General features: G+C 52.7%; 24 protein-coding genes. 8 read left to right on the top strand and 16 right to left on the bottom strand.

The features are described from left to right. The first annotated feature begins 149 nt into the window (after positions 1 to 149). Genes xdhA through guaD form a run of 4 tightly spaced genes read left to right on the top strand, consistent with a single transcriptional unit; the run spans position 150 to position 6,132 of the window. On the top strand, positions 150 to 1,607 hold the full coding sequence (gene xdhA, locus JQ848_RS08085; RefSeq protein ID WP_202210454.1) for a xanthine dehydrogenase small subunit: 1,458 nt from the start codon (positions 150 to 152) through the stop codon (positions 1,605 to 1,607). Then, on the top strand, positions 1,600 to 3,975 hold the full coding sequence (gene xdhB, locus JQ848_RS08080) for a xanthine dehydrogenase molybdopterin binding subunit (protein ID WP_161718406.1): 2,376 nt from the start codon (positions 1,600 to 1,602) through the stop codon (positions 3,973 to 3,975). The genes xdhA and xdhB overlap by 8 nt, the downstream gene beginning before the upstream one ends. Continuing rightward, positions 3,968 to 4,837, top strand: a complete 870-nt coding sequence (xdhC, locus tag JQ848_RS08075; RefSeq protein ID WP_003447161.1) for a xanthine dehydrogenase accessory protein XdhC — start codon at positions 3,968 to 3,970, stop codon at positions 4,835 to 4,837. Before xdhB ends, xdhC begins: the two co-directional genes overlap by 8 nt. Further along, positions 4,834 to 6,132 carry a guanine deaminase gene (gene guaD, locus JQ848_RS08070; protein WP_003447159.1) on the top strand — a complete coding sequence of 433 codons (1,299 nt, stop codon included), beginning with the start codon at positions 4,834 to 4,836 and terminating at the stop codon, positions 6,130 to 6,132. Before xdhC ends, guaD begins: the two co-directional genes overlap by 4 nt. Positions 6,133 to 6,219: 87 nt before the next feature. On the opposite strand, the gene JQ848_RS08065 is transcribed toward guaD, so the two are convergent. Then, entirely contained in the window at positions 6,220 to 6,987 is a 768-nt protein-coding gene (locus JQ848_RS08065; protein ID WP_202210453.1) for a GntR family transcriptional regulator, read from the bottom strand. Positions 6,988 to 7,216: 229 nt separating this feature from the next. On the opposite strand from JQ848_RS08065, the gene JQ848_RS08060 reads away from it, so the two are divergent. Beyond that, on the top strand, positions 7,217 to 8,407 hold the full coding sequence (locus tag JQ848_RS08060) for a benzoate/H(+) symporter BenE family transporter (protein WP_003447155.1): 1,191 nt from the start codon (positions 7,217 to 7,219) through the stop codon (positions 8,405 to 8,407). 97 nt (positions 8,408 to 8,504) lie between these two features. On the opposite strand, the gene JQ848_RS08055 is transcribed toward JQ848_RS08060, so the two are convergent. Continuing rightward, entirely contained in the window at positions 8,505 to 9,266 is a 762-nt protein-coding gene (locus JQ848_RS08055; RefSeq protein ID WP_202210452.1) for an SDR family oxidoreductase, read from the bottom strand. Positions 9,267 to 9,472: 206 nt separating this feature from the next. Between JQ848_RS08055 and JQ848_RS08050 the strand changes: the two genes are divergently transcribed. Next, entirely contained in the window at positions 9,473 to 10,477 is a 1,005-nt protein-coding gene (locus JQ848_RS08050) for an NADP-dependent oxidoreductase (protein ID WP_003447151.1), read from the top strand. A 103-nt stretch (positions 10,478 to 10,580) separates the two neighbouring features. On the opposite strand, the gene pyrF is transcribed toward JQ848_RS08050, so the two are convergent. Then, positions 10,581 to 11,279 carry an orotidine-5'-phosphate decarboxylase gene (gene pyrF, locus JQ848_RS08045; protein ID WP_202211264.1) on the bottom strand — a complete coding sequence of 233 codons (699 nt, stop codon included), beginning with the start codon at positions 11,277 to 11,279 and terminating at the stop codon, positions 10,581 to 10,583. A gap of 230 nt (positions 11,280 to 11,509) precedes the next feature. Between pyrF and JQ848_RS08040 the strand changes: the two genes are divergently transcribed. Together JQ848_RS08040 and JQ848_RS08035 are read left to right on the top strand one after the other, a co-directional pair. Continuing rightward, positions 11,510 to 11,677 carry a DUF2897 family protein gene (locus JQ848_RS08040; RefSeq protein WP_003447148.1) on the top strand — a complete coding sequence of 56 codons (168 nt, stop codon included), beginning with the start codon at positions 11,510 to 11,512 and terminating at the stop codon, positions 11,675 to 11,677. Between the two features lie 135 nt (positions 11,678 to 11,812). Next, a complete protein-coding gene (locus tag JQ848_RS08035) occupies positions 11,813 to 12,376 on the top strand; it encodes a TetR/AcrR family transcriptional regulator (RefSeq protein ID WP_202210451.1) in 564 nt (187 codons plus the stop codon). Between the two features lie 57 nt (positions 12,377 to 12,433). Here the strand turns inward: JQ848_RS08035 and JQ848_RS08030 are convergent, their stop codons facing one another. From JQ848_RS08030 to JQ848_RS22950, 13 genes are all read right to left on the bottom strand, one after another. After that, a complete protein-coding gene (locus JQ848_RS08030; protein WP_003447144.1) occupies positions 12,434 to 12,763 on the bottom strand; it encodes a ComEA family DNA-binding protein in 330 nt (109 codons plus the stop codon). A 109-nt stretch (positions 12,764 to 12,872) separates the two neighbouring features. Continuing rightward, positions 12,873 to 14,870, bottom strand: a complete 1,998-nt coding sequence (locus tag JQ848_RS08025) for a polysaccharide biosynthesis protein (protein WP_127195918.1) — start codon at positions 14,868 to 14,870, stop codon at positions 12,873 to 12,875. Between the two features lie 84 nt (positions 14,871 to 14,954). Then, positions 14,955 to 16,133 carry a DegT/DnrJ/EryC1/StrS family aminotransferase gene (locus tag JQ848_RS08020; RefSeq protein WP_127195959.1) on the bottom strand — a complete coding sequence of 393 codons (1,179 nt, stop codon included), beginning with the start codon at positions 16,131 to 16,133 and terminating at the stop codon, positions 14,955 to 14,957. Between the two features lie 19 nt (positions 16,134 to 16,152). Continuing rightward, positions 16,153 to 17,019 carry a 3-hydroxyacyl-CoA dehydrogenase family protein gene (locus JQ848_RS08015; RefSeq protein WP_235972436.1) on the bottom strand — a complete coding sequence of 289 codons (867 nt, stop codon included), beginning with the start codon at positions 17,017 to 17,019 and terminating at the stop codon, positions 16,153 to 16,155. After that, positions 17,019 to 17,675, bottom strand: a complete 657-nt coding sequence (locus JQ848_RS08010; RefSeq protein ID WP_202210450.1) for an acetyltransferase — start codon at positions 17,673 to 17,675, stop codon at positions 17,019 to 17,021. The genes JQ848_RS08015 and JQ848_RS08010 overlap by 1 nt, the downstream gene beginning before the upstream one ends. 54 nt (positions 17,676 to 17,729) lie before the next feature. Then, the gene (locus JQ848_RS08005) at positions 17,730 to 18,323 is read right to left on the bottom strand and encodes a sugar transferase (RefSeq protein ID WP_202210449.1); all 594 of its coding nucleotides are present in this window, start codon (positions 18,321 to 18,323) and stop codon (positions 17,730 to 17,732) included. A gap of 121 nt (positions 18,324 to 18,444) precedes the next feature. After that, positions 18,445 to 19,347 (bottom strand): glycosyltransferase, encoded by a 903-nt coding sequence (locus JQ848_RS08000; RefSeq protein ID WP_202210448.1) that lies wholly within the window; start codon positions 19,345 to 19,347, stop codon positions 18,445 to 18,447. Between the two features lie 107 nt (positions 19,348 to 19,454). Continuing rightward, positions 19,455 to 20,486 carry a hypothetical protein gene (locus tag JQ848_RS07995; RefSeq protein WP_202210447.1) on the bottom strand — a complete coding sequence of 344 codons (1,032 nt, stop codon included), beginning with the start codon at positions 20,484 to 20,486 and terminating at the stop codon, positions 19,455 to 19,457. 12 nt (positions 20,487 to 20,498) lie between these two features. Further along, entirely contained in the window at positions 20,499 to 21,197 is a 699-nt protein-coding gene (locus JQ848_RS07990; RefSeq protein ID WP_202210446.1) for a hypothetical protein, read from the bottom strand. Positions 21,198 to 21,263: 66 nt separating this feature from the next. After that, the gene (gene rfbC / locus JQ848_RS07985; protein WP_127195912.1) at positions 21,264 to 21,821 is read right to left on the bottom strand and encodes a dTDP-4-dehydrorhamnose 3,5-epimerase; all 558 of its coding nucleotides are present in this window, start codon (positions 21,819 to 21,821) and stop codon (positions 21,264 to 21,266) included. Next, entirely contained in the window at positions 21,821 to 22,711 is an 891-nt protein-coding gene (gene rfbA / locus JQ848_RS07980; protein WP_127195911.1) for a glucose-1-phosphate thymidylyltransferase RfbA, read from the bottom strand. The genes rfbC and rfbA overlap by 1 nt, the downstream gene beginning before the upstream one ends. A 160-nt stretch (positions 22,712 to 22,871) precedes the next feature. After that, the gene (rfaH, locus tag JQ848_RS07975) at positions 22,872 to 23,399 is read right to left on the bottom strand and encodes a transcription/translation regulatory transformer protein RfaH (RefSeq protein WP_177412947.1); all 528 of its coding nucleotides are present in this window, start codon (positions 23,397 to 23,399) and stop codon (positions 22,872 to 22,874) included. A gap of 124 nt (positions 23,400 to 23,523) precedes the next feature. Beyond that, positions 23,524 to 23,919 (bottom strand): MBL fold metallo-hydrolase RNA specificity domain-containing protein, encoded by a 396-nt coding sequence (locus JQ848_RS22950; RefSeq protein ID WP_408003739.1) that lies wholly within the window; start codon positions 23,917 to 23,919, stop codon positions 23,524 to 23,526. Between the last annotated feature and the right edge of the window lie 476 nt (positions 23,920 to 24,395).

Here is a 24,395-nt window from a genome sequence, read left to right as displayed (position 1 = left end):
AAACCCTGAATTTGGCACGAAATAAGCAAATAAATTCCCGTTATTTAAATCACCGGGACAGTCGAGCCTAATTTCTTGACCTGAGAGTCAGCTTTAGCTAGATTCAGTCCATCCCGCTCTATAACAATAATGATTTTGCGAGGCCTTCCGTGATCCAGTTCCTACTCAACCAGACGCTGCGCTGCGAGCATGCGCTGGACCCGAACATGACCGTGCTTGAATACTTGCGCGAGCACCTGCACAAACCCGGCACCAAGGAAGGGTGCGCCAGCGGCGACTGCGGTGCCTGCACTGTGGTGGTGGGTGAGTTGCATAGCGACGATACAGGCACCCGGAGCCTGCGCTATCGCAGTATCAATTCGTGCCTGACCTTTGTTTCGACCTTGCACGGCAAGCAACTGATCAGCGTTGAAGACCTCAAACACCAAGGCCAGCTGCACAGCGTGCAACGGGCAATGGTCGACTGCCATGGTTCACAGTGCGGTTTCTGCACCCCGGGCTTCGTGATGTCGCTGTTCGCCCTGCAAAAGAACAGCACCGGCCTCCATGATGGTCATCAGGCGCACGAAGCGCTGGCCGGCAACCTGTGTCGCTGTACCGGTTACCGCCCCATCCTGGCCGCCGCCGAGCAGGCCTGCAACGCAGAGCGGGGCGATCAGTTCGATGCGCAACAGAGCCAGACCATCGCTCAACTCGAAGCCATTACCCCGACCCAGACCGCAGAACTGAACAGCGGCGACAAACGCTGCCTGCTGCCCTTGACCATCAGCGATCTGGCTCAGCTATATGAGTCGCACCCCCAGGCCCGCCTGCTGGCCGGAGGGACCGATCTGGCCCTGGAAGTCACCCAGTTTCATCGCCCGTTACCGGTCATGATCTATGTCGGCAACGTGGCCGAAATGAAACTGATCGAACGCTTTGAGGACCGTCTTGAAATCGGGGCTGCCGTTTCACTGACTGACGCCTACAGCACGCTCAAGGCTGAATACCCGGACTTCGGCGAACTGCTGCAACGCTTCGCGTCCTTGCAAATCCGCAATCAGGGCACCCTTGGCGGCAATATTGGCAACGCCTCGCCCATTGGTGACACGCCTCCACTACTGATCGCTCTCGGTGCACAGTTGGTGCTGTGCAAAGGGGAAGCCCGGCGCACCCTGGCGATTGAGGATTACTTCATCGACTACCGGGTGACGGCTCGTCAGGAAGGCGAGTTTATCGAGAAAATTGTCATCCCTCGCGCCAGCCAGAGTCATACCTTTCGCGCCTATAAAGTATCCAAGCGCCTGGATGACGACATCAGTGCCGTGTGCGCGGCCTTCAACCTGCATATCGACAACGGCCTGGTGATTGAGGCACGGGTCGCCTATGGCGGGATGGCTGCCATCTCCAAACGGGCCAAAGCCTGTGAAGATGCCCTGCTCGGCGCCCCCTGGAACCCGTCGACCCTTGAGCGGGCCTGTGCGGCACTGGCTGAAGATTTCACCCCGCTGTCCGACTTTCGCGCCAGCAAGGAATACCGCCTGCTGAGCGCGCAAAACCTGCTGCGCAAATTTTTCATCGAGCAGCAAACGCCACACCTTGAGACGCGGGTAACAGCATATGTCTAATCATCACAAGATTGAGCCAACCCAGGCCGAGTTGACCGCCCTCTTCCGGCAAGACCTGAAGACCGGCGTTGGCCGCAGTGTCAAACATGACAGTGCCGAGAAGCACGTTTCGGGTGAAGCACAGTACATCGATGACCGACTTGAGTTTCCCAATCAGCTACATCTTTACGCGCGCTTGTCCGACCGAGCTCACGCCAGAATCATTCGCGTCGATACAGCGCCCTGCTATGGCTTTGACGGAGTGCGTCTGGCAATCACCCATGAGGATATTCCCGGCCTCAAGGACATTGGTCCGCTGCTGCCCGGCGACCCGCTACTGGCCATCGACAAGGTGGAATTTGTTGGCCAGCCGGTACTGGTTGTGGCCGCAAAGGACCTGGATACCGCCCGCAAGGCCGCAATGGCGGCGATTATCGAGTATGAAGACCTGGAGCCGGTGCTCGATGTGGTGCAGGCCCTGCGCAACAAGCACTTCGTGCTCGAAAGCCACACCCATCAACGCGGCGACTCGAGCGGTGCACTGGCCCGGGCCACTCACCGCTTGCAGGGCAGCCTGCATATCGGCGGGCAAGAACACTTTTATCTCGAAACCCAGATCTCCTCGGTAATGCCTACCGAAGATGGCGGCATGATTGTTTACTGCTCGACGCAAAATCCGACCGAAGTGCAGAAACTGGTCGCCGAAGTCCTTGATGTTTCGATGAACAAAATCGTCGTCGACATGCGGCGCATGGGCGGAGGCTTTGGCGGCAAGGAGACCCAGGCGGCCAGCCCCGCCTGCCTGTGCGCGGTAGTCGCGCGCCTGACCGGCCAGCCGAGCAAAATGCGTTTGCCACGGGTCGAAGACATGCTGATGACCGGCAAGCGTCATCCGTTCTATATCGAATACGACGTCGGCTTCGATGCCAGGGGCCAACTGCAAGGCATTCAGCTGGACCTGGCCGGTAACTGCGGGTGCTCGCCGGACCTGTCCAATTCCATCGTCGACCGCGCCATGTTCCATGCCGACAACGCCTATTACCTGGGCGACGCAACGATCAATGGCCATCGCTGCAAAACCAACACCGCTTCAAACACCGCCTATCGCGGTTTTGGCGGGCCCCAAGGGATGGTTGCCATCGAAGAGGTCATGGACCGTATCGCCCGCCACCTGGCCCTCGATCCGCTGGCCGTGCGCAAGGCCAACTACTACGGCAAGACTGAACGCAACGTGACCCACTATTACCAGACCGTGGAGCACAACCTGCTGGAGGAAATGACCGCAGATCTCGAGGCAAGCAGCCAGTATTACGAGCGACGCGAAGCGATCAAGGCGTTTAACGCCAGCAGTCCGGTGCTGAAAAAAGGCCTGGCACTGACCCCGGTTAAATTCGGTATTTCCTTTACCGCCAGTTTTCTCAACCAGGCCGGGGCACTGATCCATATCTACACTGACGGCAGCATCCACCTCAACCACGGTGGTACCGAGATGGGTCAGGGCTTGAACATCAAGGTGGCCCAGGTGGTGGCCGAGGTGTTTCAAGTGGAGATCAGTCGCGTGCAAATCACCGCGACCAACACTGACAAGGTGCCAAACACCTCGCCGACTGCCGCCTCAAGCGGTGCCGACCTGAATGGCAAGGCCGCGCAAAACGCTGCTGAAATCATCAAGCAACGGCTGATCGAGTTTGCAGCCGGCAAGTATCAGGTCGAGCCGCAGGATGTGATGTTTCACAATGGCCAGGTCCGCGTTGGCGAGCAGATCATCAGCTTTGAAACCCTGATCCAGCAGGCGTATTTCGGCCAGGTCTCACTGTCGAGCACCGGCTACTACAAAACACCAAAGATCTTTTATGACCGCAACCAGGCACGCGGAAGGCCGTTTTACTACTTTGCCTTTGGCGCCGCCTGCGCCGAAGTCATAGTCGACACCCTGACCGGCGAGTACAAGATGTTGCGCACAGACATCCTCCACGACGTGGGCGCCTCCCTGAACCCGGCCATTGATATTGGCCAGGTCGAAGGCGGCTACATCCAGGGCGCCGGCTGGCTGACCATGGAAGAACTGGTGTGGAATGCCAAAGGCAAACTCATGACCAGCGGCCCGGCCAGCTACAAGATTCCGGCCGTGGCGGACATGCCCCTGGACCTGCGGGTAACCCTGGTGGAGAACCGCAAGAACCCGGAAGACACGGTGTTCCACTCCAAGGCCGTAGGCGAGCCACCGTTCATGCTCGGCATCGCCGCCTGGTGTGCGATCAAGGATGCAGTCGCCAGCCTCGCCGATTATCGCCTGCAACCCGAGATCGACGCGCCGGCAACACCGGAGCGGGTGTTGTGGGGGTGTGAGCAAATGCGTAAAGCAGCCCGGGGGAAACCGTATGAATAACTGGATCAGCGCCCTGGCCGACCTGCAGCAACAAGGCGAACCTTGCGTCCTGGTGACCATTATCGAGGAGCAAGGCTCGACCCCGCGCAATGCCGGCTCGAAGATGGTAATCAGTGCCGCGCAGACCTTCGACACCATCGGCGGCGGTCATCTGGAATACAAGGCGATGGAGATTGCCCGCCAGATGCTCGACAGCGGCAAGCACGACACCCATCTGCAGCGGTTCAGCCTGGGCGCCAGCCTGGGCCAATGTTGTGGCGGCGTAACCCTGTTGCTGTTCGAGCCCATGGGCCAGGTGCAGGCCCAGATCGCCGTCTTTGGCGCCGGCCATGTGGCGCGTGCACTGGTGCCGCTGCTTGCCGGCCTGCCGTGCCGGGTGCGCTGGATCGACTCGCGGGAACAGGAATTCCCGACGCAAATACCTGCAGGCGTGCGAAAAATCGTCACCGATGAACCCGTCGACGAGGTGGATGCGCTGCCAACAGGTTGCTACTGCATCGTCATGACGCATAATCACGCCCTGGACCTGGAACTCAGCGCCGCCTTGCTCAAACGTAACGACTTTACCTACTTCGGTTTGATTGGTTCCCAAACCAAGCGCGTGAAGTTCGAGCATCGCCTGCGCGACCGCGGTTTCAGCCCGCAACATTTGCAGCGCTTGCGCTGCCCGATGGGCTTGAGCGAAGTCAAAGGCAAACTGCCTGTGGAAATCGCCATATCCATCGCCGGCGAAATCATCGCCACCTATAACGCCCACTTTGGCCAGCACACGGCCAGTGGCAACACCGCGTCATCTGAACCCATTAAACAATTGCTGCCGTCTTCACGACGCAGCCATGCCACGCACCGAGAATTGTCATGACCTGTAAAGCCTATCGCGCCGCCATCCTGCACAGCATTGCCGACCCCGCCGAAGTCGGCATCGAAGCCTCCTATGAGTATTTCGAAGATGGCCTGCTGGTGGTCGAAAACGGCCTGATCAAAGCCGTCGGAGCAGCCAGCGAGCTGCTTGCGACACTGACCGCCGATACCGAGATCACGGAATACACCGATGCGCTGATCACGCCCGGTTTTATCGACACCCATATCCACTTCCCGCAAACCGGGATGATCGGTGCCTACGGCGAGCAGTTGCTCGACTGGCTCAACACCTACACTTTCCCGTGCGAAAACCAGTTTGCCGATAAAGCCCATGCCGACGAAGTGGCCGGCATTTTCCTCAAGGAACTGCTGCGCAACGGCACCACCACGGCCCTGGTGTTTGGCAGCGTGCATCCGCAATCAGTGGATGCCCTGTTCGAAGCCGCCCAGGGGCTGGACCTGCGTTTGATTGCCGGCAAAGTGATGATGGACCGTAACGCGCCGGAGTATCTGACCGACACCGCCGAAACCGGCTACAGCGAAAGCAAGGCGCTGATCGAGCGCTGGCACGGCAAGGGCCGCCTGCATTACGCGGTGACCCCACGCTTCGCGCCGACCAGTACGCCAGAGCAATTAACCCTGGCGGGCAAGTTGTTGGGTGAATACCCGGATCTGTATCTGCACACCCATATCAGCGAGAACCTTCAAGAAATTGAGTGGGTAAAGTCGCTGTTCCCGGAGCGTAAAGGCTATCTGGACGTGTACGACCACTACCAACTGCTGGGAGAGCGCTCGGTATTTGCCCATGGCGTGCATTTGTGTGACGAGGAATGCGCCCGACTGGCTGAAACCGGCTCGGCAGTGGCTTTCTGCCCGACGTCCAACCTGTTCCTTGGCAGCGGCCTGTTCAACTTGCCGATGGCAGAGAAGCATAAGCTCAATGTCGGGCTGGGCACGGATGTGGGTGCAGGCACTAGTTTCTCGCTGCTCAACACCCTGAACGAAGCCTACAAGGTCATGCAACTGCAGGGTGCACGCCTCGATCCGTTCAAGTCGTTGTATCTGGCCACCCTGGGCGGCGCGCGGGCCCTGCGTCTGGAAGACCGTATCGGCAACCTGCAAGCGGGCAGCGATGCGGACTTTGTGGTCCTGGACTACAACGCCACACCGTTGATGAGCTATCGCCTCAAGCAGTCGAAAAACATTGCCGAAACATTGTTTGTATTGATGACCTTGGGCGATGACCGCACCGTGCAACAGACCTATGCAGCGGGCAATCTGGTGCATCAGCGCTAAACCTGAATACACCGCTACCTTGTGGGAGCCGGCTTGCCGGCGATGACATCGCGAGCAGGCTCGCTCCTGCAGGAATCGATGGCGGGTTTACAGCTTGGCTGCAGGCCGGGGGCTTTTGCCCTTGGTTTGCAGCAAGTGCGAGAACACCGCATGCAAATCGTCCGAGGCGCTCTCTTCGTCAAGGTTGAGTTTGCTGTCGATGTGATCCATGTGGTGCATCATCAGGTCTACAGCCAGCACGGCATCACGCGCTTCAATCGCATCGATCAATTGCATGTGCTCGTCGTAGGAGCAGTGCGAGCGGTTGCCGCTCTCGTATTGGGCAATAATCAGTGACGTTTGCGACACCAGGCTGCGCTGGAAGCTGATCAGGGGCGCATTTTTGGCAGCCTCTGCCAGTTTCAGGTGAAACTCGCCTGACAAGCGGATCCCGGCCCCGCGATCGCCCCGCGAAAAGCTGTCACGCTCGTCTTCCACCATTTTGCGCAACTGCGCCAGGTCTTCAGCACAGGCATGCACCACAGCCAGTTCGGTGATGGCCTTTTCTACCAGCCGACGGGCAAAAAACACCTGACGCGCTTCCTCAATACTGGGGCTGGCCACCACCGCACCACGGTTTGGCCGCAGCAATACGACCCCTTCGTGGGCCAGACGCGACAAGGCACGACGAATGATGGTACGGCTCACCCCAAAGATTTCACCCAGCGCTTCTTCACTCAGCTTGGTTCCAGGCGCCAGACGCTGTTCGAGAATCGCCTCGAAAATATGCGCGTAGACGATATCGTCCTGGGTTCCACTGCGGCCGGCCTTGCCTGCGCGGGATTGTTTCTTGAGAGGCTGCAACTGTTCGTTCATGGGCACTCGTGTGGGAAAGCGGCGGCGAATTAGACGTTACCTCAGTACGGTAACGGGCGTCGCTGGCAAAGAATTAATGCATAAAATCAGGGCGCATTGTACACAAGCCAGAGTGCCAGTACGACTGTACGGTCATTTGCGATCCCGGCTGTATCGCAATGACAGGTTAGCTTTGCGTTTAGGCTTGCGTGCTGTCAGAACTCTCTTCAAGAACAAGGAATTGCGCACCATGTCCGACGCCCCTCTGCCGCGGTTACATCCGCTGTCCGACACCTCGCCTTCAGCCGTGGTCGCAGGCTTTATCGCAATGATGACCGGCTACACCAGTTCCCTGGTGCTGATGTTTCAGGCCGGCCAGGCAGCAGGTCTGAGCAGCGGACAGATTTCCTCGTGGATATGGGCCTTGTCAATTGGCATGGCTGTTTGCAGCATAGGATTGTCATTGCGTTACCGCACCCCCATCACCATCGCCTGGTCTACGCCCGGGGCCGCGCTGCTGATCACCAGCCTCGGTGGCGTCAGCTATGGCGAGGCTATCGGCGCCTACATCACCTGTGCACTGCTGGTCATTATCTGCGGCATGACCGGCAGCTTCGAGCGCCTGGTCAAACGTATCCCCGGGTCACTGGCAGCGGCTTTACTGGCGGGCATCCTGTTCAAGATCGGTAGCGAGATCTTCGTCGCGGCACAACATCGCACCGGGCTGGTGGTCGGGATGCTGGTCACTTACCTGATCGTCAAGCGCCTGTTGCCGCGCTATGCCGTGCTCGCGGCCCTGATGATCGGCACCTTGATCTCGGGCTTGCTTGGACTCCTGGATTTCAGCGGTTTCGCCCTGGAAGTCGCGGTCCCGGTATGGACTACACCCTCGTTCTCGATAGCCGCGACCATCAGTATCGGTATCCCGCTGTTTGTGGTGGCCATGACCTCCCAGAACATGCCGGGCATCGCCGTGCTGCGGGCCGATGGTTACAACGTCCCCGCTTCGCCGCTGATCACCACCACCGGTGTCGCCTCGCTGCTGCTCGCACCCTTCGGTTCCCACGGGATTAACCTGGCCGCGATCAGTGCCGCCATATGCACTGGCCCCCATGCCCACGAAGACCCTAAAAAACGCTACACGGCGGCAATGTGGTGCGGGATTTTCTACGGTATTGCCGGGACCTTTGGTGCAACGCTGGCGGCACTGTTCGCAGCCTTCCCCAAAGAATTGGTACTGTCGATTGCAGCACTGGCCCTGTTCGGCTCCATCAGCAATGGCCTGACCATCGCCATGGCTGAATCGAAAGAACGCGAAGCTGCACTCATCACCTTTATGGTCACAGCGTCCGGAATGACCCTGTTCTCGATTGGCTCGGCCTTCTGGGGAATTGTCGCGGGCGTGTTGACCTTGATCATCCTGAACTGGAAAGCGCGCTGACCGGCAATGCAACCCTATAGGAGCCGGGCTCGCTGGCGATGCTGAGGTAAGGAGCTCGCAAGCAAGCCCGACTCCTGCACAATTGGTTGGTGCTCGCTCAAATCGCCAACGCTCCGCCATCCACGGCCAGGGCGTGGCCCGTGGTAAAGGCTGCACCGTCAGAGCATAAATACAGCACCGCACTGGCCACCTCTTGCACTGTGCCTATACGCCCCACGGGATGAATTGCCGCTGCATACTCAGCCTTTTTCGGATCTGCCTCATAGGCACGGCGAAACATGTCGGTATCAATAACCGCCGGGCATACCGCGTTCACCCGAACCCCCTTCTTTGCATATTCAATGGCCGCTGACTTGGTCAAACCAATCACTGCATGCTTGGATGCCGCATAAATACTCATCTTCGGGGCCGCCCCCAGCCCCGCCACCGACGCGGTATTGACGATTGCACCGCCGCCCTGGGCCAGCAGCAGCGGCAACTGATACTTCATGCACAACCAGACACCTTTGACGTTAACCCCCATGATCGCGTCAAACTCATCCTGTGTACCCTCTGCCAGACGCCCCTGTTCAATCTCGATCCCGGCATTATTGAAGGCATAGTCCAGGCGGCCGTAAGTGCTGATGGTCTGCGCCATCAAGTGTTTTACCTCGGCTTCGAGGGTCACATTGCAGGGTACGAACACGGATGTGCCGCCCGCAGCCCTGATGAGCTCAACCGTGCCTTCACCGCTGGCAACATTCAGATCGGCCACTACGACTTTCAAACCCTCTGCGGCAAAGGCCAGCGCGGTTGCCCGGCCAATACCGGCCCCTGCCCCCGTGACAACCACCACCTGCCCGGAAAAGCTCATGCTCATTATTTTTGTCCTCGAAGGGGAAAAGCTATGCAGAGTGTAGGCACGCACAGGCACACACAGATCAGCCCCTTATTTATCGAAATGATAAATCCCTGCCCACCACAATCACTCAAGGTGATGAAAAAGCATTCGTGAGCCGAGATTCACTTGCTGGGCCAGGCAAGAAGGGCTATCAACAGTCTTTGTCTTTTAGCTGAGTGCAGACCATGACCGCCGAGACCAACCGCCAGTTTCTTCTTGCCAAACGCCCCGTCGGCGCCGCAACACGGGACACCTTCAGCTTTCAGCAAGTGCCTGTGGCCAAGCCGGGCGCAGGCCAGATAGTGGTCAGGAATCAATACCTGTCGCTCGACCCGGCCATGCGCGGCTGGATGAACGAAGGCAAATCCTATATCCCGCCGGTCGGTTTGGGTGAAGTGATGCGCGCCCTGGGTGTCGGTCAGGTGATTGCCTCCGAACATCCCGGTTTTGCAGTCGGTGACTATGTGAACGGTGCGCTGGGGGTGCAGGACTACTTCGTGGGCGAACCCCGGGGCTTCTACAAAGTCGATCCGAAACTCGCACCTTTGCCAGTGTATTTATCAGCACTGGGGATGACCGGGATGACCGCCTATTTCGCCTTGCTCGAAGTCGGCGCACCTAAAGCGGGTGACACCGTCGTGATTTCCGGCGCCGCCGGTGCGGTCGGCAGCATTGCCGGGCAAATCGCCAAACTCAAAGGCTGCCGCGTGGTGGGTATTGCCGGGGGCAAACAGAAATGCGAGTTACTGATTGAAGAGCTGGGCTTTGACGGGGCTATCGACTACAAGAGCGAAGACGTCATCGCAGGTCTTAAGCGCGAATGTCCTAAAGGGGTCGATGTGTTTTTCGACAACGTCGGCGGCGATATTCTCGATGCAGTACTTAGCCGCCTGAACTTTAAAGCCCGCGTAGTGATTTGTGGCGCCATCAGCCAGTACAACAACAAGGAAGCCGTAAAAGGGCCGGCCAATTATCTGTCGCTACTGGTGAATCGCGCACGCATGGAAGGGTTTGTGGTGATGGACTATGCCGACCGCTATGCAGCAGCAGGGCAAGAAATGGCCGGATGGCTGGCCAAAGGCCAACTCAAAAGCAAGGAGCATATTGTTGAAGGGCTGGAAACATTTCCCGAAACCCTGATGAAACTGTTCAGCGGGGAAAACTTCGGCAAGTTGATCTTGAAGGTCTGACCCGGCACTTGATCATTGTGCCCCCCCTGAAGTGGCAACGGCCTGACCGCGAGAGCATCGCAGGCAAGCCGTTGTTACAGAATCAGTATTAATTAGCGCGCAGTCAGGCCAGCTCGGCGACCACCGCAGCCAGAGCTTTGGCCGGGTCCGCAGCCTGGCTGATCGGGCGGCCGATTACCAGATAGTCAGAGCCTGCATCCAGCGCCTGGCGCGGGGTCAGAATACGGCGCTGATCATCCTGGGCGCTGCCTGCAGGACGAATCCCCGGGGTCACCAGTTTTAGCGCTGGATGCGCAGCCTTGAGCGCTTGCGCTTCCAGTGCCGAGCAGACCAGGCCATCCATACCGGCCTTCTGGGCCAAGGCAGCCAGCCGCAGTACCTGCTCTTGAGGCTCGATGTCCAGGCCAATCCCGGCCAGGTCTTCGCGCTCCATGCTGGTCAGCACCGTCACACCAATCAGCAGCGGTTGCGGGCCGGTACGCTTGTCGAGCACTTCACGGCACGCGGCCATCATCCGCATCCCGCCCGAGCAGTGAACGTTCACCATCCACACGCCCATCTCGGCGGCAGCTTTAACCGCCATTGCTGTGGTATTGGGAATATCGTGGAATTTGAGATCCAGAAACACCTCAAAACCCTTGTCACGCAAAGTGCCGACAATTTCCGCAGCACAGCTGGTAAACAGCTCTTTGCCCACTTTCACCCGGCACAGCGTCGGGTCCAACTGATCAGCCAGTTTCAGTGCGGCGTCACGCGTTGGGAAATCCAGGGCGACGATAATAGGAGTCTGGCAGTCGGACATTAGCGGGTTCTCAGGCTGGTCGAAATCGGCGCGCATTGTAGCGGAACCAGCCGCTTACCGGCACCCGATGATCGCAATTTCACAATTTTAGTCATCTAAAGAGTTATAAGACCCGCAGCGGATTAACCGGCCTACAATGAAACCACTGCGTAGTCACAGACTCAAAAGGACAGACTGCAACCCGCTTTGCGAACGCCTTGCACAGCGGTTCACTCAACAAGGAGAACACTATGCCCTGGTATGCCTGGTTAATTCTGATCGTAGCTATCGGCGCCATCGTTGGCGCGCTGATGACTTTACGTGAAACCGCCAACAAAGTTGAACTGACCGATGAACAGCGTAAACGTGTAGCCGAACGTAACGCCGAGATGGATGAGAAAGAGTCGAAGGACCGCTGAGACAGTCTGACTATGTTTACCCAGCCCATGGGCTGGGTTGTCGACTACAAATATCTACATGCCCTGGAATGAAACACCTGTACATCTCCCTGGAGCCCAAGGCTATGATACTTGATTGCATAAGAGACAGCAGCCATGCGGTACTCCCCAGGTCATAAAGCCCAAACCTACAAACGCATCATCAAAGAAGCATCCGGGCTCTTCCGGCGAGACGGGATTGGCGCCACGGGGCTGCAACCCCTCATGAAATCCCTGGGCCTCACCCACGGTGGCTTTTATGCACACTTTTCGTCGAAAAACGAACTGGTAGAAAAAGCCCTGCAGCATGCCGCTGATGAAGTGGACACCATCTGCGAACAACTATTCAGCCAGCCGCAGCCACTCAATGCATTCATCGACACTTACTTGTCCCAATGGCACGTCACTTCTCCCCATGAAGGCTGCCCGCTACCAACCATGTCCGCTGAAATGGCCCAACAAGGGCTTCCCAGCACCACCACGGACTACGTAATCAACGCCCGACTTGAACAGATTGAGGGCGCCCTTGAGGAGCCGGATGCTCAAGACCGGAGCATTGTGATACTTGCAACACTGGTTGGGGCTCTGGTCCTGTCTCGCGGAGCCCAAAGCGATGCACTCAGAGAGAAGATTCTTGCAGTAACGCGTAATGCATTGAAGCAATCAGATCAGCAGGCTTGAACACCAGACGCAAAAAGGCCAGTCAATGACTGGCCTTTTTACTTTCCACCGGCTGGCTTAGTTCACCGCGACCTTATCGCGATTCCTGTCATAAATGGCCTTGCCTATCCCGGTCACTTCCAGCAGTTCATCTGCCGAGGCGAAGTTCCCGTTGGCCTCACGGTAAGCCACTATGGCCCTGGCTTTGGCGGCCCCTACACCAGAGAGTTCACGCTGTAGTGTCGCCTCATCTGCAGTGTTGAGGTTGACCGTTACCAGCTGTGCTTCTGGCTCAGCGTGGGCACTTACAGTCGGCTTGGGTACCTCCGCCTGGGGCGCAGCATGAGCTACGCCGGAAATACCCACCATCAGGGCCAAAAACATCGAAGACAGAAAGCTAATACGCATAAGTGACACTCCTTTACATCGTTAAGTAGAAACAGCTTTCCTGAGCTGTACTCCAAACGTAGGTGATGGAAGCGGAGTGTCAAAAATCACTGCGTTGCAGAGTATGTAGTCATAACAACTCTGAGCGACGTTGTTGATGGATCCAGTCGACAATTTCGCCCTCGGGGGCATAACCACTGACCGTATCGCGCAATAGTTGCCGTACCAGCGGATAGTCGTCCTGATCCACCGCTTCAAGCAATTGTCTCAGCCGCTGCTTGAGTTCATCCCAGGGCAACATGTCTTCATTGGCACTCATGATCATCGGGTGCCGGGTCGCTACTACGTTGTCACCAATCAGCAACTCTTCGTAAAGCTTTTCGCCCGGGCGCAGGCCCGTGAATTCGATTTCGATGTCGCCATGCAGATTCTTCTCTGAGCGAACACTGAGGCCGGAAAGGTGAATCATTTTTTCGGCCAGCTCGACAATGCGCACAGGCTCGCCCATATCGAGCACAAACACATCACCGCCCTGGCCCATGGAACCGGCTTGAATCACCAGCTGTGCGGCCTCCGGGATAGTCATGAAGTAGCGGGTAATTTTGGGATGAGTCACAGTCAGTGGCCCGCCGGCTTTGATCTGTTTGTGAAACAGCGGAATGACCGATCCCGAAGAGCCCAGTACATTGCCAAAGCGAACCATGGTGAAGCGGGTTTTATTAACCCGCGAAACATTAGCTGCATCGCCAAACAGTACAGGCGCCACTTCCCGACTGAGCGCCTGAAGCGTCATCTCGGCCAGGCGCTTGGTGCTGCCCATCACATTGGTCGGACGTACAGCCTTGTCAGTAGAAATCAGCACAAAGTTCGCAACCCCGGACTGTAAAGCAGCCTGAGCCGTATTGAGCGTGCCAATAACGTTATTCAGTACGCCTTCAGCAATGTTGTGCTCAACCATTGGGACATGCTTGTACGCGGCAGCGTGATACACAGTATCGACACCCCAGGTCTTCATGACCTCCAGCAGTTTGTGCGCATTACGCACCGAGCCCAGAATCGGTAATACCCTCACCGACAGTGACTCACGAGTAACCCGTTGCTCAAGTTCGGAACAAATGCTGTAAAGATTGAATTCGCTGTGTTCAAACAGCAGCAACGTCGTAGGCCGAAGTGCCAGGATCTGCCGACACAGCTCTGAACCAATGGAGCCGCCCGCCCCCGTCACCAGTACGCACTGACCTTTAATGCAGTGTTCCAGCAACTCCCCCTGGGCAGGTACCGCATCACGCCCCAGCAAATCGGCAATATCCACTTCCTGGATATCGTCGACCTTGACCCGGCCGCTGGCCAGATCCATGAAACCTGGAACGCTGCGCACATGAAGCGGGAAGCCTTCAAGCAGACCCAGAATTTCCCGACGGCGACCGCGGGACGAAGAAGGGATTGCCAACAAGAGTTCTTGTGCACCTGTCCGATCAATCATCTGCTGCATGTTTTCAGGCTTGAACACCTGCAAACCGGAGATAACACGATCAGAGATGCTTTCGTCATCATCTATGAAAGCTACAGGGCGCATGATTCTGCCCATGCGCAGGGCCGCGACCAGCTGATTACCCGCAGCGCCGGCACCGTAAATGGCAACACGGGGCAAGCCGTCGTCCCGGCTGGTAAAGGGAACGTGCTGAGCAGCAGAGAACCAGTCACCCAGGAAGTATTGCCGCATGACCAGACGCAAACCGCCAAGCATGATAAGGCTCAGCCACCAGTAGTTGAAAATGATTGAGCGTGGCACAACATTTTCGTGATTGCTGTACCAGTACACCACTACCGCCAGAATCAATGAAGAAAGGCTGACGGCCTTGATGATCGCGATAAGCGCATCGTTACCGAAATAACGCATTACAGCGCGGTACATTCCGAAACGAAGAAATAGGGGGATGGCTATCAAAGGAGCACAGATAAATAACCACAGGTGTAACTTAACTGGGTTAACCATATCGTCCATGCCCAGACGCACGACAAAAGCGAGCCATAGTGCTATCCAAACGAGAAATACGTCTGTGGCTACTTGAAGAATCCGCTTTTGTCGACGTGAAAGGTTGAGTAAGTACGCTCGAATTTTATCCATAACCCTTTAAGCACCTATGCCGCTTTGAAAAACCATCAACACCCTATTGCTCATAAGGTCATACATTTATTGCAAGGTCAGACCTCACGCAAATGATGCTTCCTGAACAACCTCACTCAACACTTTGCAGGTCAAGTTGATTTCCGCCTCGGTCAGTGTTGGATGGACCAAGAACATCATGCTCGTTTCGCCCAGTTCTTTCGCATGCTCTAGCCGTTGCTCAGGTCGCCATCCAGTGTTGTCAAACGCCTTTTCAAGATAAACCTCAGAGCATGAACCAGAAAAGGCCGGCACGCCTCGAGAAATAATTTCATTCAGGATGCGATCTCGCGACCAGTCAGCCTTCAGCTGTTCGGGACGTACAAATACGTAACACTTATAGGCTGCATGAACATCATCGGCAGGCACCACTGGAACCCGAAGTGACGGTAACTGTCGAGCCGTTTCCCAAATACACATAGCATTTTTCAGGCGATCAGCTTGCCAGTCCTGCATGCGGCGCAATTGGATACGACCTATAACAGCCTGCACTTCAAGCATGCGCCAGTTAGTACCAAAGCTTTCATGCAGCCAACGGAAACCAGGGGCATGTTCACGCTCATAAACAGCCTCCCAACTCTTGCCGTGGTCTTTGTAAGCCCACATATCAGCCCAGAGTTGTCGATCATTAGTGGTGACCATTCCACCTTCGCCGCCGGTGGTCATGATTTTATCCTGACAGAATGACCAGGCACCTACATGGCCGATAGAACCGACCGGCCTGCCTTTGTAATGAGCACCGTGGGCCTGGGCACAATCTTCAATCACCTTTAGCCCATGCTCATTGGCCAACGTCATGATCGGATCCATATCACATGGCCAGCCGGCTAAATGAACGCAGATCAGCGCTTTGGTACGCGGAGTCAAAACTGCACGGATGGTTTCAGCCGTAAAGTTTTGCGAATCTAGGTCGACATCTGCGAAAACGGGTACCGCACCGGCATTGACGATGCTTGAAACCGAAGCAAGGAACGTACGAGAGGTAACTATCACCTCATCACCCGCTCCGATCCCGAGCGCTTTTAATGCCAGGTCAAGGGCTACAGTGCCATTGGCCAAAGCAATGGCGTACTCAGTACCTGACCAGGCAGCGAATTCTTTTTCGAAGGTGCGTGTTTCCTGACCGGTCCAGTAGTTGACCTTGTTGGATAATATAACATCGCGGACTGCGTCAGCCTCTTCTACTGTGAAGGAAGGCCAAGGAGAAAAAGATGTATTAAGCATAAAGGTGCTAGCCCCCAATTCAGTAGGTAAAGAATCCGCAACCCGTTTTACGACCCAATCGATTACCACGCACCATTTTCCGCATCAGCGGGTGCGCACGGTATTTCGGATCGCCCGTTTCATTGTGGAGTGTTTCCATGATTGAAAGGCACACATCCAGTCCGATCAAATCGGCTAATGCCAAAGGACCGATCGGGTGATTTGCCCCCAGACGCATTGCCTTATCGATTTCTTCAGCACTGGCAACGTCTTCGGCAAGAATACCAATCGCTTCGTTAACCATTGGAATCAACATGCGGTTGACAATAAAGCCAGGGGCTTCATTGACCAGCACTGGATCTTTACCCAACAGTGCAGCGAACGACAATGCCCAATCGAGCGAGGCTTGCGCGGTTGTCAAACCGGCAATCACTTCAGCCAACTTCATAACAGGAGCTGGGTTGAAGAAATGCAATCCAACTACGTTCTCTGGATACGGCGTTAACGCTGCCAGTGCGGTGATAGATAAGCTGGAGGTATTGGAGGCTAAGATAGTGTCAGCCTTACATACCTTGGCAAGTTCCAGGAAAACAGTGCGCTTGGCATCAAACTCTTCTGATACTGCCTCGATAATGCAATGACAGTTTCGAAGATCATCAATACTCGAAACCACCTTTATTTTTTCAAGAAACCGCTGGTGCTCCTCTGGAGAGAGACGATTTTTTTTGACTAAGCTTAAAAATCTTGCCCCTACTTCATCTCTCGAAGCGTTTGTTGACTGTGGTGTACGGCCATACCACAAAACAGTTTCAATGCAGGCTGATCGTGCCAGCACTTGCACAATACCGCTACCCATCGTACCGGTACCCACGATTCCGATGCATAAATTATCAGTTGGCATGACCATTATTGAACCTCATCTGCGGGTATGACTTTAAAGGCTTTGGCCGGATTACCAAAAAACACAGTGTTTTGCTTTACGTTTTTGGTCAAAACACTGCCCATACCCAACATCGAACCGGTTTCCAAAACGAGTCCTTGACGGATACATGCTCCCGTTCCCACCTCAACAAGCGACTGAATATGAACATTTCCGGAAATGGCAACCATGGGAGCAATCGTCACAAAATCATCGAGAACTACATCATGACCGATAGTACCATTCAAATTAACAATAACATGGGCGCCAATTTTAATATCGACGGTACACACGGTACCGGCACAAATAATGCTGCCTGGGCCGACACTAACATCACCAGCAGAAGCAATCGCGGCCGGGTCAATGAGCGTGGCAAATTCTGGACAACCCGTGCCTGTCATTTTTTTGAAAATTTTCTGCCTGACTCGTGGATTGCCAATTGCAATAATAAATTGGCAGTCACCATAACGTTCCCAGCCCTCGATTTTCCCGAGAACCTTGGCCGTCCCAAATGATGCGCCGAGAACGCTGTCATTATCGTCTAAAAAACCGGCAACCGTTACGCCCAGGCGGGAAGCAAGCCAATACACTTCTTTGGCAAAACCGCTAAAACCAATAATTATTAACTTTTTGGACGAATTCACAAAATCAAACCTCAGCAGTAATTAATGAATTGAATACGGAAACTTTCATCACACTCAAGATTTCCCACCTGTAAACCTGCTCATGGTCGCCTCTCCATCTGCACTTATACCATCCCTTACAATGACTTTTTTAACCGTAAGAAATAATATCTTAATATCTAAAAGCATGGTTCTATTATCAACGTACCACGTATCCAGCTTAAATTTATCTTCCCAACTCAACGAGTTTCTACCATTCACCTGCGCCCAGCCCGTTATTCCAGGGCGCACATCATGACGCCTGTACTGCTCGGGCGTATATAAAGGCAGGTACTCCATCAGCAACGGTCTAGGCCCTACCAGACTCATATCACCTTTAAGCACATTCCAAAGGCCTGGCAGTTCATCGAGACTGCTGGAGCGGAGAAAACTGCCAAATTTAGTCATGCGCAAATTGTCAGGCAGAGGATTCCCAGAACTATCCACTGCATCTAGCATGGTTCTAAATTTAATCATTTCGAATGGTTTACCCTGTAAGCCCGGACGCAGTTGTTTAAAAAACACTGGCGAACCTAGTCTTTTTTTAACTAAAAAATAGACGACCAACATCACAGGTGATAAAACTACCAACCCTAGAAATGAAAGAACAATATCAAACAAACGTTTCATAAAAAGCCTCTACAAAGCGATGTAAATCCAGACATTCCCAGACCCTGGCATCCGATAAAAAAATTCAATTATATCAACGCCTACAAAATCCGACTTTTATTTAGACCCCTGAACATTAAGATTATTTAAATAAAAACAAAATAATAAACTTTAGAAAGTAACTTTCTTTTTTCCCTCGACGAAAAAGACGAGTCATCTTTAATAACTTCAGCTTATCTAATAAGCCATTGCGCTCAATCAGCCCAACAATTTCAGCAGCGCTTTCTTTCGAACCGGACTTATCTGCAACCCACAAAACATTGTTACGGTACCATCCGCTTCGCAGCAGCTTTATTCTATTAACAAGTCCTTGAAAAGCGCTCATCGAACCATATACATTCGTTGCATGCTGCCGATAAAAAATATGGGCTTCACGGTCCAGGGCCCACTTGACTTCATTTACCCTGCAGATCGCATAAATAAGCCAATCATGCGATCTACCTTTAAAGGAATCAATAGTCAGTGTTCTGGCTTTTATGAGAGCACAAACTTCTTGAGTAATGACGTAAGTACATCCCGCAGAAGCACCTTGAAAAAGGTAGTCAAAGTCCTTCTGAGCTTGACTTTTATCAATGTAACTAGCGCGCCTCATGACGTTATCATAGGAGACCAAATTTGAAGAATAGCCCCCGGCCCCCTCCAATGCCATACAATCCAATGCAGCACGTAGCTTGCCAGGAGACCAAATATCGTCTTGATCAGCAAAGCTGATATGAGTGAAATCCAAATAGTCTGAGAAGTGTATTAGCTTAAAAAAATTCCCAGCAGCAGAACCTGTGAACTCACCAAAATTATCGACTATTGTGATATTTTCATGCTTATCGGCATAAAGCCTTAACAGGCTGACTGTATTATCTGTGGAACCATCATCACGAACAAATAAGTGCCACTCTATATTTGCCTGGGCAATGATAGATATCAACTGCTCTTCCAAATACTTGCTACCATTATAGGTAGCCAGCAAAATAGCTATCTTCTCTTTCATAAATTACGCACCAAAATCAGGACTGGAACTACCACTCAATGTGGAATCACCCACAACCAAAATGCACTACAAACAACATAAGCTAATAGATGAGCGCCGCATATAGTTCAGGACGCTTTTACATTCCTGAAAATATCATAGAACATTATAACGAAATACATAAAACCAAAAACGAAATCCACCTGTTTGAATTTACTATCTTTATTGCCACTAAATACAAATGCGCCCTTCGCTACAACAGCAGCACCTAAAACATATACAGAAAATCTAATGCCCGCAACTTCACTGAGCGAGAATGAAAGCGCCATTACCAATGTGCTCGCACATAGGAAAACCTTCGACCTTATACTGACCGCCTCACCAGACAACGCCGTGTAGGCTACAACCCATATAAATAGCAGGAAGACTTTCTTAACTATTGAAGCGCTTTCCCCTCCTTGAAAATAAACTGCCCTTATTCCAAAATCAAAATGACTTACTAAACTAACAAACAAAAATGAAACTTGTTGCGACAATACTGTTAGAGCAAATGCTCCCCACATGACCCAACGGAGAAAACCCTCCCTAACATTACAGAACACATTGCAAAACACACACGACATCACATATATAGCAATCATTATAATTGCCGAATCGTGAAAAGAAATAGCAACCACAGCCAAAATTAGAAACCGGAAAGTAGAGATCTTTCCATACGAACATAGATATGCAATTATCAGATAAGCAGGTGTCGCCCTCAGTGCCGTCGTCAATAACAAAGGAGATAGAGCTAGCGTAAAATACAACCAACCACGCTGCTGCTGTAAATCATCACCTCTCAGCAACATCAAAATAAATACTACATAAAAAAACTGTACGAACGCAGCAAAGAAATCAACTGTCCCCGCAGCGGTATCAGCAACCCCAAAGCCATTACGTAAAAAAAATCGTGCAACCCACTCTGCCGCATACTCATTGGCCGATACAATATAACCATTATTTTCAGCCAGAGCGATGTAATTGCGATAATCAGGAAAGCCGTAGCCACCCACTGAGTAATAAACCAGAAGCACTGTAGAGACGACCAACAAAAACAGCAGCCTGTTGGTATTTACAAAATATGTCCACTTCCCATTATGTTGCCCGAGTGATTCAGACATAGAATACAGACCTCATACTTTCAACACATAGAAAGCAACCACTACGCCTGCAACCAAAACCATCTGACCAATTAATTTCCCTGTTATAATACGCGCAGCACAATTTATTTCATTACCCACATCCAAAGCCTTGAAGAAAACTCTATCGATATAAGTAAACATAATTATTGATGCACAAAAATTCAGCAACTGCCCTGTATAAGCCAGGGTCATTCTTATTTCCGGATATTTAATACTCAACACGAAAGGCATAATTATTGCTAAATTTATTAGCAAGCTGACAAATACTGAATACATTGTAACTTTAGAGAATACATCCCATTCTACCCGCCACCAGTATTGTTTCTTCCCCAACGCTCCAAAAATTCCTGTAAAGCCAAGAATCTGAAGATATTTAAGCGGCTGAGATGCATACTTCGAGCGGCACACAAAAATTATAAACAACAACCCGGCACACATTGAATATCCAAACATGGCCGGAACGCCTATGGTGGTTATTTTCTTCTCGAGTAACAATGAGATACTGAAAACAGACACCATATTCATGATTCGCGCCAGGTATTGAACCCAGTTTGCCACGGCTAAAACTTGCGTAGTACCGTCCACATTAACCCTGGCCCTAACCATCACGGCATAGACATCGAAAACCTGGGCACCAATCAAAGTTAAAATAACTAATATTTCAAACAGAGATACTAAATTATTATCCATTAGCCACTCTTAACCCAAGACTATTTTTAAAAAATCATTCACCTATCCGCCCCCCGCCAACCACATCTAAAAAGAAGAGTCGACCACCGAAATAGCAACTTGATCTTTCTCACTTATGATAACTTCATCCATCGTGGGCCAGGCGATATTTATATCACTGTCACTCCACAACAAAGAGCCTTCTGATGGCTTGTCGTAATAATCAGTTGTCTTGTACAAAAATTGCGTATTATCTTCTAGCGCGAGAAAACCATGAGCAAAACCTTCTGGTATCCATAGCATTTTCTTGTTACTGCTATTTAGCTCTACACCTACCCACTTCAAAAAAGTGGGTGAGTCTTTCCGGATATCCACGGCCACATCGAAGGCAGCCCCCTCCACGACCCTCACCAGCTTCCCTTGAGCATGTGGTGCAGCCTGATAATGCAATCCGCGAAGGACGCCACGTCTCGAGCAGGAGTGATTATCCTGTACAAAAGGTCGCGGCTTGGGAAAACCTAACTTTTGTACTTCATTGCTGAAGCGCTCTTCATTAAAACTTTCCATAAACCAGCCACGATCATCACTGAACACTGAGGGTTCAATGATGAGTACGTCAGGTATTTCAGTTCGTGTAATTTTCATTACCTTCCGGCCTCCATCAAAAGCCGTAGAAGGTATTGCCCATACCCTGTCTTCTTAAACCGTTCAGCTTGAACTGCCAGCATCTCAGGGGTAATCCAGCCGCTGTTAAAGGCAATTTCTTCCAGACAGGCTACTTTTAACCCTTGGCGCTGCTCTATGGTATGCACAAAGTGACTGGCTTCCAGTAAAGAGTCATGGGTACCGGTATCCAGCCAGGCAAAGCCACGTCCCAGCATTTCAACCGTCAAACTGTTCTGTTCCAGATAAGCACGGTTAACGTCGGTGATTTCAAGTTCGCCCCGTGGCGACGGCTTCATTTTTTTTGCGATGTCTACAACCTGATTGTCATAGAAATACAAGCCCGTTACTGCGTAGTTAGATTTTGGTTTTAACGGCTTTTCTTCAATGCTCAACGCACGCCCTGTACTGTCAAACTCAACAACACCAAAGCGCTCTGGATCTGAAACGTGGTAGCCAAAGACAGTAGCACCTGTCTCTTGGGACATAGCAGATCGCAAGTTATCCGAAAAGTGCTGACCGTAGAAAATGTTATCACCCAAGATCAAACAAACCGGATCTTGGCCAATAAACTCTTCTCCAATTATAAATGCTTGTGCCAGCCCATCAGGGCTAGGCTGTTCGGCATAGCTCAGTTCAATACCGTATCGGCTGCCGTCACCCAGCAATTTTTTGAAACATGGTAAATCTTCGGGGGTTGAAATGATCAGGATTTCCCGCATGCCCGCCAGCATCAAGACCGACAGAGGATAAAAAATCATCGGTTTATCGTAGATAGGCAACATCTGCTTGGAGACGCCCAAGGTCAACGGGTGCAGGCGGGTGCCCGAACCGCCAGCGAGGATGATGCCTTTGCGCTTAATGGTGGTCATGTTCCTAGAACTTCCTTAGTTTTTCGTGAGCTTCACCTATGACGTCGACAGGTGATGTCTTTTATTAATTCAGAAAAACACGCTACCGCCCCAGGATTCATGGTCGATTTCCTGAGAACGCGTATGGTCTACTTTGTCCAGACCGAAGCCTGAATGTCACTTAACGATTGGCAAGACTCGTCAAAGGCACACTGATCTGTTGCAGTCGATTCATTAAATTGATAAGCAGAATGACTCTTTCTTCGCCGTCCATGGTCATGAAAATGGACTCAATACCCGCGAAGCCTTGATCAACAAGGGTGACCTTATCGCCCGGATTGTACGTAACGATGGCGTGACTGTTCGCTCGTTCTTGCAGCTGAACAATAAGGTTGTGATTGACGGCCAGAGGCCTGCCACCAAAAGCCACAATGCGGGCTACCCCACGAGTTGAACGCAAGGGTGCCCAATTTGAGCCCTGGGGCATGTGTATAAACAGATAGCCCGGAAACAAAGACTCTTGAATGCATTGCAGTTGCCCACGCACGAGTTTTTCACGTCGACAGAACGGACGTGAACACTCATAACCTTGGCGCTGGAGGTTTTCCTCTGCCCGCTCGTCTTGTCTGGGCTTGCATTGCACCAAGAACCAGTCGGCAGGCTTTGATGTAATGGGCTCGCAGAATGCTGCAGGGCATGTTGTAGACATAGGCATTTATTAATGGGTCTTCCGTTTACCATCGTATTGTGCAATCGCCAGTGCCTCGCATCTGGCTTGTTTCCTTTCCATAGCAGCTCAATTGAACCGCAGCCGTGAGCTCATCCCGTCGGAATCAGAGCGCCGGCGAATCTGCCAGGAGTTCCCTACAGGCCAGCAGGTCCTTTGCCAATGCCTTTTTCGCCACTATATCGCCATGTACTATACGTATTAGCCCAGCCCTCTGAACCATACCTGAAATAAACTCAAGCAAATCCTGTTGATCAGCATGGGCTGAGTAACTGCTTAAATTTTCAACACATGGGCGAATGATACAGCTCTCACCCTCCAATTCAACATAACTGCCTAATCGGTAACACATTTGCATCCCGGCGCCCCGGGTACGCGCAGCCTGATAGCCAGTAAAAAACACATTATGCCTTCGGTCTGCCTGCATAGCGTTCAAGTAATAGACAATACGACCACTGGCGCACATTTCAAAGCCAAAAACAACAATCGCACACCGATCGATATTGGCCGGATCGCTCTCAGGCTGTGCGCACTTGCCTTGGCTATCGTTTGTTAGACCGCATGCTCAACTGCCTGCCCCTGGAAGAGTCCTGAACTCTCGGCAACCAAATCATTATCCGTGTGAACTGGGCCAGTTCCGCTGAAGGATATTTTCAGTTTCGTAGAACATCCTTCGTACGCGCCCATTATTGAACACGGGAATCAGCAGCGGTTCTGCCCCAAGCCAGATCTATAGCCCTTTGCAGCAGGTTCTGATACTAAAAAATGTCAGGAAATCGCTACGGCCGCATTCCAAACGGGCAACACCCAGTATGTCGCCCGCCTTTGCCGATCAGAATGTGCACACAGGGTATCCGCCCCCTGTGTTTTGAGTCAGGACTCATCCGGGCTCGCTTTACCGAATTGGAATTTGAAAGCTGGTTGCAGTACATAAAATTCGACATGTACTGCGCCCTAAAACCAACTCTCTTAAAATCG

The sequence above is a fragment of the Pseudomonas paraversuta genome (assembly GCF_904067025.1).
Classification (GTDB): domain Bacteria; phylum Pseudomonadota; class Gammaproteobacteria; order Pseudomonadales; family Pseudomonadaceae; genus Aquipseudomonas; species Aquipseudomonas paraversuta.
The sequence above is the reverse complement of the archived record's forward strand: the minus strand, read 5'-3'. Positions and strand labels throughout refer to the sequence as shown.

Bases quoted from the DNA above. Each gene is read 5' to 3' on its own strand.
- xdhB (WP_161718406.1), top strand. From the start codon at position 1,600: ATGTCTAATCATCACAAGATTGAGCCAACCCAGGCCGAGTTGACCGCC.
- xdhC (WP_003447161.1), top strand. From the start codon at position 3,968: ATGAATAACTGGATCAGCGCCCTGGCCGACCTGCAGCAACAAGGCGAA.
- guaD (WP_003447159.1), top strand. From the start codon at position 4,834: ATGACCTGTAAAGCCTATCGCGCCGCCATCCTGCACAGCATTGCCGAC.
- JQ848_RS08065 (WP_202210453.1), bottom strand. From the start codon at position 6,987: ATGAACGAACAGTTGCAGCCTCTCAAGAAACAATCCCGCGCAGGCAAG.
- JQ848_RS08060 (WP_003447155.1), top strand. From the start codon at position 7,217: ATGTCCGACGCCCCTCTGCCGCGGTTACATCCGCTGTCCGACACCTCG.
- JQ848_RS08055 (WP_202210452.1), bottom strand. From the start codon at position 9,266: ATGAGCATGAGCTTTTCCGGGCAGGTGGTGGTTGTCACGGGGGCAGGG.
- JQ848_RS08050 (WP_003447151.1), top strand. From the start codon at position 9,473: ATGACCGCCGAGACCAACCGCCAGTTTCTTCTTGCCAAACGCCCCGTC.
- pyrF (WP_202211264.1), bottom strand. From the start codon at position 11,279: ATGTCCGACTGCCAGACTCCTATTATCGTCGCCCTGGATTTCCCAACG.
- JQ848_RS08040 (WP_003447148.1), top strand. From the start codon at position 11,510: ATGCCCTGGTATGCCTGGTTAATTCTGATCGTAGCTATCGGCGCCATC.
- JQ848_RS08035 (WP_202210451.1), top strand. From the start codon at position 11,813: ATGCGGTACTCCCCAGGTCATAAAGCCCAAACCTACAAACGCATCATC.
- JQ848_RS08030 (WP_003447144.1), bottom strand. From the start codon at position 12,763: ATGCGTATTAGCTTTCTGTCTTCGATGTTTTTGGCCCTGATGGTGGGT.
- JQ848_RS08025 (WP_127195918.1), bottom strand. From the start codon at position 14,870: ATGGATAAAATTCGAGCGTACTTACTCAACCTTTCACGTCGACAAAAG.
- JQ848_RS08020 (WP_127195959.1), bottom strand. From the start codon at position 16,133: ATGCTTAATACATCTTTTTCTCCTTGGCCTTCCTTCACAGTAGAAGAG.
- JQ848_RS08015 (WP_235972436.1), bottom strand. From the start codon at position 17,019: ATGGTCATGCCAACTGATAATTTATGCATCGGAATCGTGGGTACCGGT.
- JQ848_RS08005 (WP_202210449.1), bottom strand. From the start codon at position 18,323: ATGAAACGTTTGTTTGATATTGTTCTTTCATTTCTAGGGTTGGTAGTT.
- JQ848_RS08000 (WP_202210448.1), bottom strand. From the start codon at position 19,347: ATGAAAGAGAAGATAGCTATTTTGCTGGCTACCTATAATGGTAGCAAG.
- JQ848_RS07995 (WP_202210447.1), bottom strand. From the start codon at position 20,486: ATGTCTGAATCACTCGGGCAACATAATGGGAAGTGGACATATTTTGTA.
- JQ848_RS07990 (WP_202210446.1), bottom strand. From the start codon at position 21,197: ATGGATAATAATTTAGTATCTCTGTTTGAAATATTAGTTATTTTAACT.
- rfbC (WP_127195912.1), bottom strand. From the start codon at position 21,821: ATGAAAATTACACGAACTGAAATACCTGACGTACTCATCATTGAACCC.
- rfbA (WP_127195911.1), bottom strand. From the start codon at position 22,711: ATGACCACCATTAAGCGCAAAGGCATCATCCTCGCTGGCGGTTCGGGC.
- rfaH (WP_177412947.1), bottom strand. From the start codon at position 23,399: ATGTCTACAACATGCCCTGCAGCATTCTGCGAGCCCATTACATCAAAG.